This is a genomic window from Streptomyces kanasensis (assembly GCF_043077165.1).
Classification (GTDB): domain Bacteria; phylum Actinomycetota; class Actinomycetes; order Streptomycetales; family Streptomycetaceae; genus Streptomyces; species Streptomyces changanensis.
Map to the genome: position 1 here is coordinate 1,025,392 of NZ_JBIBSF010000001.1, position 12,909 is coordinate 1,038,300.

Here is a 12,909-nt window from a genome sequence, read left to right on the forward strand (position 1 = left end):
TCTCCGTCATTCCCGTCCATTTCGGCGAGCTTCAACGAACTGTTGAAGGAGTCTTCACCCGCCCCTCGGCCCCCGTCAAGAGCCGCCCGGAGCGAGGAGTTCCCCTTGGCAGATTCCACAAAGTGGAAATAGACTTCCGCAGAGAAGAACGTATCTCCCCGCAGGAGGGGGGTGCCGGACCACCCGCGCAAGGCCGCGGAACCACGGACAAACAGTCCCTGACCGGCCGGGATGCCCCGTCGCGCACGATGTGCCGCCCGGGCGGGCCCGGTAGGCTGCTGCCTTGTCCATCCGCCTCGAAAGGACCGTTGACGTGCCGACGTCCAGCGCCAGCACCCCCGACGCCGCCGCCAAGCCCGCGGGCGGGACCGGTGGCGTGCAGTCCCTTGAGCGTGCCTTCGACCTCCTGGAGCGGATGGCCGACGCCGGGGGCGAGGTCGGGCTGAGCGAGCTCTCCGCCAGCAGCGGGCTGCCCCTGCCCACCATCCACCGGCTGATGCGCACCCTCGTGGCCTGCGGGTACGTCCGGCAGCAGGCCAACCGTCGGTACGCCCTGGGGCCCCGGCTCATCCGCCTCGGCGAGTCCGCCTCCCGCCTCCTCGGCACCTGGGCGCGCCCCTACCTGGCACGGCTCGTCGAGGAGACCGGCGAGACCGCCAACATGGCGCTGCTCGACGGGGACGAGATCGTCTACGTGGCACAGGTGCCGTCGCGCCACTCGATGCGCATGTTCACCGAGGTGGGGCGCCGGGTGCTGCCGCACTCGACGGGCGTCGGCAAGGCCCTGCTCGCGCACACCCCGCCGGAGGAGGTCCGCGCGCTGCTCGCCCGGACCGGGATGCCGGCCGCGACGGAGAAGACCATCACCACGCCCGACGGGTTCCTCGCCGCGCTGGAGCAGGTGCGGGTGGCCGGGTACGCCGTCGACGACAACGAGCAGGAGATAGGGGTGCGCTGCCTGGCGGTGTCCGTGCCCGACTCCCCCACCCCGGCGGCCATCTCGATCTCGGGCCCGGCGGGGCGGGTCACCGAGGCGGCCACCGACAAGATCGTGCCCGTGCTGCAGGAGGTCGCCCGCGACCTCGCCACCGCCCTCACGACCACCACGGCCCCGCAGGGCTGACGCCCCCGCCCCGGCCTTCCGCCCCTCCGGCCGGAGTCGTGACCGGAGGCAGCGGGCGGCGACGGCAGCGGCGTCCCCGCCGCGGTGACGGTGGGGGCCGGGCGCCGGCACCGGCCCCGCGGCGCGGCTCGGACGGGTCCGTCCTCCCGTGCGTACAGCGCGCCCGGGTCCGATCCCGCCGACCACCCCACGGACTCCGGGCGCCCGCGGGACCGGCACCACGAGAACCAGGGGGACCTCCTCCGGCGGGTGATCCGCGAGGAGCCGACCCCGACTGCGACGGTCCCGCCCGAGCGGGCGCCCCGCTCTGCCCCGAAGGCACGGGGGCCGGCTGCGACACCGACCACGACGTCGCGTCCCGGCCGCGCGCGGGTGCTCGGGGCCGTGCGGCGGATCGCCCTCACCGGAAGCATCCGGCGCCCGCTCGTCGGATCCAGGGCGACCTCGACGCCCTCACTCCGCCGGGCGCCTACGGTGACGTCCATCACCGCACGGTCGACGACGCGGGCCGCGACGACCTGCACCGCTACCTGGCGGTCCCCGGCGGGGCGCACGCCGACGGCCTCGTCGCGCTCGACCAGGACCACCCGCGCCCGATGCTCGGCGACTGCACCACGGCCGTGGGCGACCACGAGACGCGGCCGCGGCCGCACCCCCTGAGACCCCCCGCCCGGGCGGCGACCGCCGGAAACACGGCACCCACCCCTGCCCCGGCGGGCGGGGCGGTTGCCGTGCGCGGCGGGCGGGCCGGCGCTCAGTGCCCCGGCACCGGGGCCGTCAGCCGGCCGTCGCGGACCGTGACGGTGCGGTCCGCGAGGGCCAGGTGCGCGGGATCGTGCGTCACCAGCAGCGTGGCCGTGCCCCGGCTGCGGGTCAGTCCCGCCAGCAGGTCCAGTACGGCGGCCCCCCGCTCGTGGTCGAGCGCGCTGGTCGGCTCGTCGACCAGCAGCACCGCCGGGTCGTTCACGAGGGCCCGCGCGATGGTGACGCGCTGCCGCTGCCCGCCCGACAGCTGGTGCGGCCGCCGACCGGCCCGGTCCGCGAGCCCGACCGCGTCCAACAGCTCCAGCGCCCGGCGCCGTACGTCCCGGCCACGCCGTCCCGCCAGGTGCGCCATCACCTCCAACTGCTCGACCGCGGTGAGCGACGGCAGCAGGTTCGGCTGCTGGAAGACGATCCCGACGCGCTCGCGGCGCAGCGTCGCCCGGCCGGCGCGGTCCAGCGAGCCGGTGTCGACCCCGTCGACGACCACCCGGCCCGCGTCCGGTGTCACCAGCGTCGCCGCCACCGCCAGGAGGCTGGACTTGCCGGACCCCGACGGGCCCACCACGGCCACCAGCTCTCCCCCGCCGACCCGCAGGCCCACGGCGTCCAGCGCCGTCAGCCGGGCCTCGCCGTCCGGGTAGGTGAGCGTCACGTCGTCCAGGAAGAGGGTCATCGGGCGCTCCCCAGCGCGGTGAGGGGGTCGACGGCGGTGATCCGCCGGATGGACAGGGCCGCGCCGAGCAGGCCGAGCACGACCATCACGGCGGCGGGACCCAGGACGGTCAGCGGCTCCAGGACGAACGGCACGCCGCCGCCGATGAGCGCGCCCGCCGCGGCGGCGAGCGCCGTACCGAGCAGCGTGCCGGCGACGAGCACCACCACGGCCTGGCCCAGCGCGTCGCGCAGCAGGTAGCCGGTGGAGGCACCGAGGGCCTTCAGCACGGCGACGTCCCCGGCGCGCTGGATGGTCCACACGGTGAAGAACGCCCCGGTCACGAGCGCCGAAATCACGAAGAGGAAGACACGCATGAGCTGGAGGGAGCCGTTCTCCGCCTGGTACGAGCCGAGCGCGGTCAGCGACTCGTCGACGGTGCGGCTCCGCGTGCCCGCGGCCCGGTCGCCGGCCGCGTAGTCGACGCCGGAACCGCGCAGCACGACGACGGTGGCGCCCTCCGCGGCCGGGCCGCCGAGGCCCCGCCAGTCGTCGAGCGAGGTCCACACGACCGGCGTGTGGCTGTACGAGGCGTCGCCCTCGACCGCGGTGACGGTCAACCGGCGGTCCCGCCCCACGCGCACGGCGTCCCCCGGGCGGACGCCCAGCTCCTCGGCCGCCGCCCGGGAGAGCACCGCCCGCCCGTCGCCGAGCCGGTCGCCGCGCGGGGCGATCCCGGCGGACGGCCGCGTGCCGAAGACGGAGACCGCCGCCGCCCGCTCGCCCGCTGAGGCGTTCACGGTGCTGATGCCCACGGGTTCGGCGGCGGTCACCCCCGGCCGTCCCGCCCAGGTCCGCCAGGCGCCCTCGGGCACCACCGACGCGGTGAACGACAGCTCCCCGCCGGCCGGCGGCGCCCCGAAGGCGAGCCGGTCGGCGGGCAGTCCGGTGATCGCCGAGACGTTCTCCCGGGCGAGCCCGGCCGTCAGCCCCGACAGCAGCCCGACGAGCAGGGTGAGCAGCACGATCACCGTACCCATCAGCGCGAACCGCCCCTTGGCGAATCTCAGGTCCCTCCATGCCACGAACATGACGACCAGACTGTCGGCGGCCCGCGCCCCGGGCATCGCGCCGCGGATGGGTGCCGAATCGAACTTTCGGTTGAGGGCGCGCCCACTCGGGCGGCCTACGCTGGACGGGCCATGGACCCACGCCCCCGCCCCCGTACCGATGCCGCGCACGCCGGCGCCCCGGCCGCGGAGGCCCACGCCCCCGCGCCGGACCGGGACGCCGCCGCACCGGTGGCGGGCACGGCCGAGCCGCGCCCCCGCACGCCTGCCCCGGACGCGCGCGTACCCGCCCCGCGGGTCCTGCGCGCGGGCCTGCACCTGCTCATGACGGGCCTGCTCGTCCTGGCGGCCGTGCGGGCCGTGGCGGGCGGGGACACGGCGCGGGCCGTGGCGGTCACGGGGGCGGCGGCCCTGATGGGCGCGGTGTACGGGGCTGGCCCCTCGCTGCGCTCCGTGCGCTCCTCGCGGTCGGCCGCGACGGTGTGGCTCGGCGCGCTGGGGGCGACGTGGCTGGTGCTGCTGGCCCTGACGCCGGACGGACTGTGGGCGGCGTTCCCGTTGTACTTCCTCCACCTGCACCTGCTGCCGGTCCGCCGCGCGCTGCCCGCCGTTGCGGTGACGGCGGGCGCGGCGGTCCTCGCGTACGTGGCCCACGGGGCGCCGGTGAGCCCGGGCGTGTTCGTGGGGCCGCCGCTCGGCGCCGCCGTGGCGGTGGCGACGGTGCTGGGCTACCAGGCGCTGTACCGGGAGAACGAGCGGCGGCGGCAGCTGATCGAGGAGCTGGTGTCGACACGCGCCGGGCTCGCCGCGGCCGAGCGCCACGCCGGGACCCTCGCCGAGCGGGAACGCCTCGCCCGCGAGATCCACGACACGCTGGCCCAGGGCCTGTCCTCGATCCACCTGCTGCTGCGGGCCGCCGAACGCGCCCTGCCGCCCGGGGCGCCCGCCGCGCCCCACATCGAGCAGGCCCGGCGGGCCGCGCAGGACAACCTGGCGGAGGCCCGCCGCTTCGTCCGGGCGCTCGCCCCGCCGAGCCTGGAGCGTGACTCGCTGGTGGCGGCGCTGCGGCGGCTCTGCGAGCCCGGCGCTGCGGTCGGGGACGACGGTCCGCGGGTGCGGTTCGCCCTGAGCGGCGCCCCCGTCCCGCTGCCCACGCCGTACGAGGTGGCGCTGCTGCGGATCGCCCAGTCGGCGCTGGCCAACACCGTGCGGCACGCGCGGGCGGGACGCGCCGGGGTCACCCTCACCTTCATGGACGCCTCCGTCACCCTGGACGTCGTCGACGACGGTGCGGGCTTCGACCCCGGCTCCCCCGGGGCCTCCACGGCGGAGGGCGGCTTCGGTCTGCCCGCGATGCGGGCCCGCGCCGAGTCGCTGGGCGGTACGTTCGCGGTGGAGTCGGCGCCCGGTCAGGGCACGGCCGTGGCGGTCGCCCTGCCCCTGCCGCCGACGCCCGTACCGGCACCGGTGGGCGGGGCGTCGTGACCGTCCGCTTGCTGCTCGCCGACGACCACCCCGTCGTCCGCGCGGGGCTGCGCGCCGTGCTCGACACGGAGGCCGACTTCACGGTCGTGGGCGAGGCCGCGACGGCGGAGGCGGCCGTGGAACGGGCGGCGGCGGGCGGGGTGGACGTCGTCCTCATGGACCTGCAGTTCGGGCCGGGCGGCATGCACGGCTCGGCGGCGACGGCCGCGATCACGGCGCGCGCCGGCGCGCCGCGGGTGCTGGTGCTCACCACGTACGACACCGACGCGGACATCCTGGCGGCGGTGGAGGCGGGCGCCAGCGGCTACCTGCTGAAGGACGCGCCGCCGGAGGAGCTGGCGGCGGCGGTGCGCACGGCCGCGGCGGGCCGGTCGGCGCTCGCCCCGGCGGTCGCCCACCGGCTGATGCACCGGATGCGGGCGCCCGCGCGGACGCTGACGCGGCGGGAGCTGGAGGTGCTGGGGCTCGTCGGTGAGGGGCTGTCCAACCAGCAGATCAGCCGGCGGCTGTTCCTGAGCCAGGCGACCGTGAAGTCGCACCTGGTGCACGTGTTCGCCAAGTTGGGCGTCGAGTCCCGTACGGCGGCCGTGGCGGAGGCCCGCGCCCGGGGCCTCCTACGCCGCTGAGCCGCCGAACCACCACCACACCACCGAACCGCCGAACCGCGACGTCGGGAGGGGCCGTGGGTGGGTTGCCCCCGCAGGGGTCGGCGGCGACAGCGGGTTCACTTCCGCGGTACCCGAGGCCGCCGACCCCGAGGAGGTGACCCGCCACGGCCCCGACCCCACCCACCGACCTCAGACGCCCCATGGACCGCCCCGGGCTCAGTGGTGGGGGTGAGAGCCCCGGGACCCGCTGGGGCCGGACGATGCGCGACACCCGCCCCGGCCCAGGACACGGCTCAGGGCTCGGGACCCGTGCCCGGTCCGGGACCGTCGCCGAAGTCGTCGATCGCCTCGCGCACCCCGCCCAGGGCCGGCGCCAGGGCGCTGACCGAGCCGATCGCGCCCGCGACCAGCAGCAGCGACCGCCGGAGCCGGCGCGGCTCCGGCGGCAGCCCGCCGACGGCCATCGCGGCGAGCGCGGCGAGCTCGTCCTCCGCGATGCCGCGGTCGGCCAGCTCGCCGCGCACGGCGGCGAGTTCGCGCCGGAGCCGGGAGACGGCGGCACCGAGCCGCACGACCCTCGGATCGGCGTCCCCGGTCGCGGTCAGCTCGACTGCTCCCCGTCCATCGCGCCGCGCCACACCGTGAGGTCGAGACTGATGTAGTCGCTCGGGTCCGACTCCGGGGAGAAGCCCTTGACGGTCAGGAGGGCGACGTCGCCCGCGCCGTTCTGCAGGCAGACCCGCGAGCCGCGCGTCAGCTGGTCGTCGTCGATGAAGCTGGCGTAGCGGGTCTCCTTGAGGCAGGTGTCCAGGCTGCCCTCCTGGCCGGTGCGGAGCAGGACGAGACGGCCGCCGCCACCGCTCGACGTGGAGATGCCGGAGACGCCGTAGTGGAGGTCGCCGCCGTCCTTCTTCGGCTTGACCGGGTGGTCGACGAGGGCGAGTTCGTACCCCGAGGTGAGGTCGATGCCCTGGTACTCGACGGGTGCCGGCGGTGCTGCGGGGGCGCCTCCCGTGGTGCCTCCGTCCGGCGCCGCCGAGCCGTCCGCGCCGGCGTCGGCGCCCGTCCCGGTGCCGTCACCGGTCTGGTCGCCCTCGCCGACGGTGCCGGTGCCGCCGCTCGCGGAGGGGGTTTCGGGCGCGGTCGAGACCCGGTCGCCGCCCTGCGCGCGGTCACCGCCGTCCCCGCGGTCCTTCAGCAGGGCGTACGCCGTGGCGCCGCCCGCGACGGCGAAGGCGACGATCGCCGCGACGGCGATGAGGCCGGCGCGGGACTTGCGCTGGGGCCGGACCGGCGGCGTCGGCCCGGTCCCGTCGGGCCCGTACGGGGCTCCGGTCACGACCGGGTGCGTGTACGGGTGCGGCGGGGGTGTCTGGTGGTGCGGCTGCGGCGGGGGCGTGTGGTGCTGCGGCGGGGGCGTCGGCTGGTGGCCGGGGCCCAGGGTCTGCGGCGGGCCGAAGCCCTGGGGCGGCGCGGAGGGCGCGGCGTGGGCGGTGGCCGGGTGCGTGGGCGCGGCACCGCCCCCCATGCCCTGCCCCGGCTGACCCGGCTGACCCGGCTGGCCCGTCGCCACCGCTCCGGGCGGCGCGGCCGGCGGGGGCGGGGTGGTGGCCGCGGCGGGGGCGGGGGCCGCCGCGCGGGTGGTGATGTCGGCGGCGACGGCCCCCGGCAGCCACTCCTCCGGGCGGCGCAACGCCGTCTGGTCGCTGGCCCGGTGGCACAGCGACAGGACCTCGGCGACGGAGGGCCGCTCGGCCGGGTCCTTCGCCAGGCAGCGCGTGGCCAACTCGCGCAGCTGCTCGGGGAGTCCGTCGAGGGAGGGCTCCTCGTGCACGATGCGGTACAGCACGCCGTGCGAGGTGCCCTCGCCGAACGCGGGGCTGCCGAGCGCGGCGTACGCGGCGACCTGCCCGAGCGCGAAGACGTCCGTGGCGGGGGTGACCGTGCTGCCGGCCGCCTGCTCGGGGGCCATGAAGGCCGGCGTGCCGATGGTGACGCCGCTGCTGGTGAGGGAGGTCGCGTCGGCGGCGCGGGCGATGCCGAAGTCGATGACGCGCGGGCCGTCGGAGGCGAGCAGGACGTTGCCCGGCTTGAGGTCGCGGTGGACGATCCCGGCGCCGTGGATGACCTGGAGCGCCTCGGCGATGCCGGCGACGAGCAGCAGCACGGTGTCGACGGGCATCGGGCCGTGCTTCTGCACCGCGTCGGCCAGCGAGGGGCCGGGGACGTACGCGGTGGCGAGCCACGGTTCGCGCGCGTCGGTGTCGGCGTCGATGACGGGCGCCGTGTAGAGGCCCTGCACGCGCTGCGCTGACTGCACCTCCTGGGCGAACCGGCGCCGGAACTCGGCGTCCTGCGCGAAGTCAGGGCGGATCACCTTGATGGCGACGGGGCGCCCACCCGGCGTGTACGACAGATAGACCTTGCCCATGCCGCCGGCGCCCAGCCGGGCGGCGAGCCGGTATCCCGCGACGGAGCGCGGGTCATCCTCCTCCAGCGGCTGGAAGACGGTTCCCCCATGGTGCGGACCACCACTCATCAATCCATGTCTCCTGAAAAGGACTTCACGCGCGCCGTGTGCGTACGTCGGCGGCACTCGCGTGCCGGAACCGCACCCTATCCAAGCGTGGCGCCCGGGCTCCACGCGTCGGCGGGTGCGGTATTCCTTCCTCATGGACGGCATGACGACGAACGGTCCCGGGCCGGACCCGGCCCCACCTCCCCTGACCGCCGGTCTGCTGCTCGCGGCGGGCGGCGGGCGGCGGCTCGGGGGGCGCCCGAAGGCGCTGCTGGAGCATCGGGGGCGGCCGCTGGTGGAGCACGCGGTGGCCGCGCTGCGGGCGGCCGGCTGCGGGGTGGTGCACGTGGTGCTGGGCGCCGCGGAGCGGGACGTGCGGGAGCGGGCGGCGCTGGAGGGGTGCGTACTGGTCGGCAACCCCGACTGGGAGGAGGGCATGGGCTCGTCACTGCGGGTCGGGCTCGCCTCCCTGGCGGGCGGCGGGGCGGACGCGGCGCTGGTCGCGCTGGTCGACCAGCCGGGGATCGGCGCGGAGGCGATGGCGCGGGTGGTGGGCGCGTACCGCGGGCACGGGTCGCTGGCCTCGGCGTCGTACGGCGGGAGGCGCGGGCACCCGGTGCTGCTGGGCGCCGACCGGTGGGAGGGGGTGGCGCGGAGCGCGGAGGGCGACCGGGGAGCCCGCGCCTACCTGCGGGCGCACGAGGCGGAGGTCGTCCTCGTCCCGTGTGAGGACGTGGCCGACCCGTACGACATCGACACGGAGGCGGATCTGGCGCGGCTGGAGGGGTAGGGACTGGACGCACCCCAAGGGGCCGGCGTGAACGCGCCGTGCGCACCGAGGCACCGAGCGCCACGTTGTGTCGAACCGAAGAATCTCGACATCAACAAACCATTGAACTTCCACCATGAGGAAACTACTATCCACTGATCAGAAGCACCTGTCCGTCCGCAGGCGCCCGCGACCGCACCGCGGCTCATGGGGCACTCCGTGCCACCCGCGTATGGGCCCGGCGGCCGCCCGCACCGCCGCCCTCGCAAGCCCGCTGAAGGAAGTGACAGCTCATGTCCGCACCAGCGCCGTCTCCGCTGGCCATCGTCGAAGCCGAGCCCCTGCCCCGGCAGGAGGAGGTCCTCACCGACGCCGCCCTGGCCTTCGTGGCGGAGCTGCACCGGCGGTTCACACCCCGGCGTGACGAGCTCCTCGCCCGCCGCTCCGAGCGCCGCGCCGAGATCGCCCGCACCAGCACGCTCGACTTCCTCCCGGAGACGGCCCACATCCGGGAGGACGACAGCTGGCGGGTCGCCCCGGCACCGGCCGCGCTCGACGACCGCCGCGTGGAGATCACCGGTCCGACCGACCGCAAGATGACCATCAACGCGCTCAACTCGGGTGCGCGGGTCTGGCTCGCCGACTTCGAGGACGCCTCCGCCCCCACCTGGGAGAACGTCGTCCTCGGCCAGCTGAACCTCATCGACGCGTACGAGCGGAAGATCGACTTCACCGATCCGCGCTCCGGCAAGTCGTACGCGCTGCGCCCCGCCGAGGAGCTGGCCACCGTCGTCATGCGGCCCCGCGGCTGGCACCTGGAGGAGCGCCACCTGCACGTCGACGGCCGCCCCGTGCCCGGCGCCCTCGTCGACTTCGGCCTCTACTTCTTCCACAACGCCCTGCGGCTCCTGGACCTCGGCAAGGGCCCGTACTTCTACCTCCCGAAGACGGAGTCGCACCTGGAGGCCCGCCTCTGGAACGACGTGTTCGTCTTCGCGCAGGACTACCTCGGCGTCGACCGGGGCACGATCCGCGCGACCGTCCTCATCGAGACGATCACGGCCGCGTACGAGATGGAGGAGATCCTCTACGAGCTGCGCGACCACGCCTCCGGGCTGAACGCCGGCCGCTGGGACTACCTCTTCTCGATCGTCAAGAACTTCCGCGACGGCGGCGCCCGGTTCGTCCTCCCCGACCGCAACGCGGTGACGATGACGGCCCCGTTCATGCGCGCGTACACCGAACTCCTCGTCCGCACCTGCCACAAGCGCGGCGCGCACGCGATCGGCGGCATGGCGGCGTTCATCCCGTCCCGCAAGGACGCCGAGGTCAACAAGGTCGCCTTCGAGAAGGTCAAGGCCGACAAGGACCGCGAGGCCGGGGACGGCTTCGACGGCTCGTGGGTCGCCCACCCCGACCTCGTCCCGATCGCGATGGCCTCCTTCGACGCGGTCCTCGGCGACCGGCCCCACCAGAAGGACCGCCTGCGCGAGGACGTCGACGTGAAGGCCGCCGACCTCCTCGCCATCGACGCCCTGGACGCCAAGCCGACCTACGCCGGCCTCGTCAACGCCGTCCAGGTCGGCATCCGCTACATCGAGGCGTGGCTGCGCGGCCTCGGCGCCGTCGCCATCTTCAACCTCATGGAGGACGCGGCCACGGCGGAGATCTCGCGCTCCCAGATCTGGCAGTGGATCAACGCCGGCGTCGTCTTCGAGGACGGCCGCCGCGCCACACCCGAGCTGGCCCGCGAGGTCGCCGCCGCCGAACTGGCGTCGATCCGCGCCGAACTGGGCGAGGAGGCGTTCGCCTCCGGCCGCTGGCAGCAGGCCCACGACCTGCTGCTGAAGGTCGCCCTGGACGACGACTACGCCGACTTCCTCACCCTCCCCGCCTACGAACAGCTCGTCGACTGACCCGCACAGCAGCCGACGGGCCCGTTCCCGGCCCTCCCCCAGCCCCACCCCGCCCCCGACGCCACCCGGCGCCGGGGGCGGGGCCGTTCCCGATTCCACCCCCGGCCGACGCGGCTCCGGCCCGGCGCACCCCCGGCCCCGCGCGGCTCCGGCCCACCGACGGCCGGGCGGCCCGGCCCCACCTCGGCCGGCGGGGGCGGTTGTCAGTGGTGCGGTGTTCACTGAATTCGTCACGCTGAGTAACGGAGACGGGGGGCCGTGGTGACGGACCGTTGTACGTATGTGTCGCTGGAGGGGCTGCGGGGGCGGGGGTGGACCGACGGGATGGTGCGGGACCTGCTCGGGGAGCCGGACGTGCAGGGGCGGGCACGGCGCGGGCCCGGGCCGCTGGTACGGCTGTACCTGCTGGCCCGGGTGGAGACGGTGGAGCGGACGCGGGAGTTCACGGTGTGCGCGCGGGCCGGGGGCGCGCCGGGGCTGGAGGCGTCGCGGATCGCCGCGCTGCGGCGGCGCGGCGCGGTCCTGGCGGTGTTGCGCGCGGAGCCGATCCACGTACCGGTGCTGCCGCGCGCCGAGTTGGAGCGGCGGGCGGCCGGGTACCGGCGGCACGTCGGGGGCGCGGGGGCGGACGAGGGCGCCGGCGCCCTGCTGCGCTGGCAGGTGGCGTATCTGCGCCACGCGCTGCGGTCGTACGACCGGCTCCTCGACGGGCTGTTCGCCGCGACGGGGCGGGCCGAGGCGGAGCGACTGCTGCGGCAGCGGGTGTACGGGGCCATCGCGGCGGCCTACCCGTGGCTCGCCGAGGAGTGCGCGCGCCGGTCGGGCCGGGGCGGGCGACCGTGAACCGCGCCGGGGCACAGGCGGATATTCGGTGGGATCGGCGCCGGCCGGCCTGGCATGCTCCGGTCCATGGCCCACCGCACGCGCCCCAGTCTGTACATCTCCGTCGACATCGAGGCGGACGGCCCCATCCCCGGGCCGTACTCGATGCTCAGCTTGGGCGCCGCCGTCGCCGGGCGGCAGGACGCCGACGGGTACACGCCCGCGGACCCCGAGGCGGCGACCTTCTACCGCGAACTGCGGCCCGTCGCGGACGACTTCGTACCGGAGGCGCTCGCCGTCAGCGGCCTCGACCGCGACCGCCTGCGGATCGAGGGCGCCGAACCCCGGAGCGCGATGTGGGAGTTCACCACCTGGGTGCGGCGGGTGAGCGACGACGCGCAGCCGGTGATGTGCGGGTATCCGGCGTCGTATGACTGGACGTTCCTGTACTGGTACCTGATCCGGTTCACCGGCGGCAGCCCGTTCGGGCACTCCGGGTGCCTGGACATGAAGACGCTGTACGCGACGAAGGCGCGCGTGCCGCTGCGCGCCGTCGCCAAGCGGGCGATGCCGCGTGAGCTGCTGTCGAGCCGGCGGCACACCCACCACGCCCTGGACGACGCGATCGAGCAGGCGGAGCTGTTCAGCAACCTCATGGCGTGGGACGGACCCCCCGCCGACTGAGCCCGGCCCGGGCCGGTGGGGCCGGGCCGGTGCCGGTGGGTAGGGTCAGGCGCGGCGCCGCCGACGCCCGCGCTTGAGGTGCCGGCGCAGTGCGGCGACCGCCACGACCGCCCGGCGCGCGGCCGACCTCGCGCGCCGCGACCGCTTCGCCCGCCACAGGCCCCACAGCAGGCGGGCGACCGCCACGACCTCGGGTCCGTGCTCCATGAGCGACTGGGCTGTCTCCACTGCCGGTTCCTCCTCGCCGTCACGGACCGGGCGCCCGTGACGACTCCTGGATAGTGCGCGGCACCGGGTGTCCGGCAGCCCGTTCGGACAGGGCTCGGACGGGCGCGGACGACACCGCTGCGACCTGCGGATCCGCCCGTGGTGTCCGCGTGTCCGCACGTGACCGGGTCCCGTCCGAGCCCTGTCCGCGGCTGTTCGAGGCGGGTCGCCGAAGGGTCCGGACGGTTCGCCGTGCCTGTCCGGCACCGGGCGTTCGGGCGGGCGGACAC

Annotated in this window: 12 protein-coding genes; 7 read left to right on the top strand and 5 right to left on the bottom strand. The window is 75.9% G+C overall.

The window, feature by feature from the left end:
- The first annotated feature begins 313 nt into the window (after positions 1–313).
- Positions 314–1,123, top strand: a complete 810-nt coding sequence (locus tag ACF053_RS04480; RefSeq protein ID WP_391952431.1) for an IclR family transcriptional regulator — start codon at positions 314–316, stop codon at positions 1,121–1,123.
- Positions 1,124–1,877: 754 nt separating this feature from the next.
- Here ACF053_RS04480 and ACF053_RS04485 read toward each other — a convergent pair.
- On the bottom strand, positions 1,878–2,561 hold the full coding sequence (locus ACF053_RS04485; RefSeq protein WP_391952432.1) for an ABC transporter ATP-binding protein: 684 nt from the start codon (positions 2,559–2,561) through the stop codon (positions 1,878–1,880).
- The gene (locus ACF053_RS04490) at positions 2,558–3,631 is read right to left on the bottom strand and encodes an ABC transporter permease (protein ID WP_391952433.1); all 1,074 of its coding nucleotides are present in this window, start codon (positions 3,629–3,631) and stop codon (positions 2,558–2,560) included. Before ACF053_RS04490 ends, ACF053_RS04485 begins: the two co-directional genes overlap by 4 nt.
- A gap of 303 nt (positions 3,632–3,934) precedes the next feature.
- On the opposite strand from ACF053_RS04490, the gene ACF053_RS04495 reads away from it, so the two are divergent.
- Complete coding sequence (locus ACF053_RS04495) at positions 3,935–5,095, top strand: sensor histidine kinase (protein ID WP_391952640.1); 1,161 nt, start codon at positions 3,935–3,937, stop codon at positions 5,093–5,095.
- On the top strand, positions 5,092–5,721 hold the full coding sequence (locus ACF053_RS04500) for a response regulator (protein ID WP_058940218.1): 630 nt from the start codon (positions 5,092–5,094) through the stop codon (positions 5,719–5,721). The genes ACF053_RS04495 and ACF053_RS04500 overlap by 4 nt, the downstream gene beginning before the upstream one ends.
- 275 nt (positions 5,722–5,996) lie before the next feature.
- On the opposite strand, the gene ACF053_RS04505 is transcribed toward ACF053_RS04500, so the two are convergent.
- Both ACF053_RS04505 and ACF053_RS04510 read right to left on the bottom strand, forming a co-directional pair.
- Complete coding sequence (locus tag ACF053_RS04505; protein WP_391952641.1) at positions 5,997–6,308, bottom strand: DUF5955 family protein; 312 nt, start codon at positions 6,306–6,308, stop codon at positions 5,997–5,999.
- Complete coding sequence (locus ACF053_RS04510) at positions 6,305–8,242, bottom strand: serine/threonine-protein kinase (protein WP_391952434.1); 1,938 nt, start codon at positions 8,240–8,242, stop codon at positions 6,305–6,307. The genes ACF053_RS04505 and ACF053_RS04510 overlap by 4 nt, the downstream gene beginning before the upstream one ends.
- Before the next feature lie 142 nt (positions 8,243–8,384).
- Here ACF053_RS04510 and ACF053_RS04515 point away from each other — a divergent pair, with 142 nt between their 5' ends.
- The 4 genes from ACF053_RS04515 to ACF053_RS04530 all read left to right on the top strand — a co-directional run bounded on the left by ACF053_RS04515 (position 8,385) and on the right by ACF053_RS04530 (position 12,412).
- Entirely contained in the window at positions 8,385–9,011 is a 627-nt protein-coding gene (locus ACF053_RS04515; protein ID WP_391952435.1) for a nucleotidyltransferase family protein, read from the top strand.
- Between the two features lie 272 nt (positions 9,012–9,283).
- Positions 9,284–10,906 carry a malate synthase A gene (gene aceB / locus ACF053_RS04520; RefSeq protein ID WP_391952436.1) on the top strand — a complete coding sequence of 541 codons (1,623 nt, stop codon included), beginning with the start codon at positions 9,284–9,286 and terminating at the stop codon, positions 10,904–10,906.
- Positions 10,907–11,188: 282 nt separating this feature from the next.
- Entirely contained in the window at positions 11,189–11,749 is a 561-nt protein-coding gene (locus ACF053_RS04525; protein ID WP_391952437.1) for a hypothetical protein, read from the top strand.
- 66 nt (positions 11,750–11,815) lie between these two features.
- Positions 11,816–12,412: a 3'-5' exoribonuclease domain-containing protein gene (locus ACF053_RS04530; RefSeq protein ID WP_391952438.1), complete on the top strand. Its 597-nt coding sequence runs from the start codon at positions 11,816–11,818 to the stop codon at positions 12,410–12,412.
- Between the two features lie 45 nt (positions 12,413–12,457).
- Here the strand turns inward: ACF053_RS04530 and ACF053_RS04535 are convergent, their stop codons facing one another.
- Entirely contained in the window at positions 12,458–12,640 is a 183-nt protein-coding gene (locus ACF053_RS04535; protein WP_391952439.1) for a hypothetical protein, read from the bottom strand.
- Positions 12,641–12,909 lie beyond the last annotated feature (269 nt).

Bases quoted from the DNA above. Each gene is read 5' to 3' on its own strand.
- ACF053_RS04530 (WP_391952438.1), top strand. From the start codon at position 11,816: ATGGCCCACCGCACGCGCCCCAGTCTGTACATCTCCGTCGACATCGAG.
- ACF053_RS04485 (WP_391952432.1), bottom strand. From the start codon at position 2,561: ATGACCCTCTTCCTGGACGACGTGACGCTCACCTACCCGGACGGCGAG.
- ACF053_RS04490 (WP_391952433.1), bottom strand. From the start codon at position 3,631: ATGTTCGTGGCATGGAGGGACCTGAGATTCGCCAAGGGGCGGTTCGCG.
- aceB (WP_391952436.1), top strand. From the start codon at position 9,284: ATGTCCGCACCAGCGCCGTCTCCGCTGGCCATCGTCGAAGCCGAGCCC.
- ACF053_RS04515 (WP_391952435.1), top strand. From the start codon at position 8,385: ATGACGACGAACGGTCCCGGGCCGGACCCGGCCCCACCTCCCCTGACC.
- ACF053_RS04510 (WP_391952434.1), bottom strand. From the start codon at position 8,242: ATGAGTGGTGGTCCGCACCATGGGGGAACCGTCTTCCAGCCGCTGGAG.
- ACF053_RS04495 (WP_391952640.1), top strand. From the start codon at position 3,935: ATGACGGGCCTGCTCGTCCTGGCGGCCGTGCGGGCCGTGGCGGGCGGG.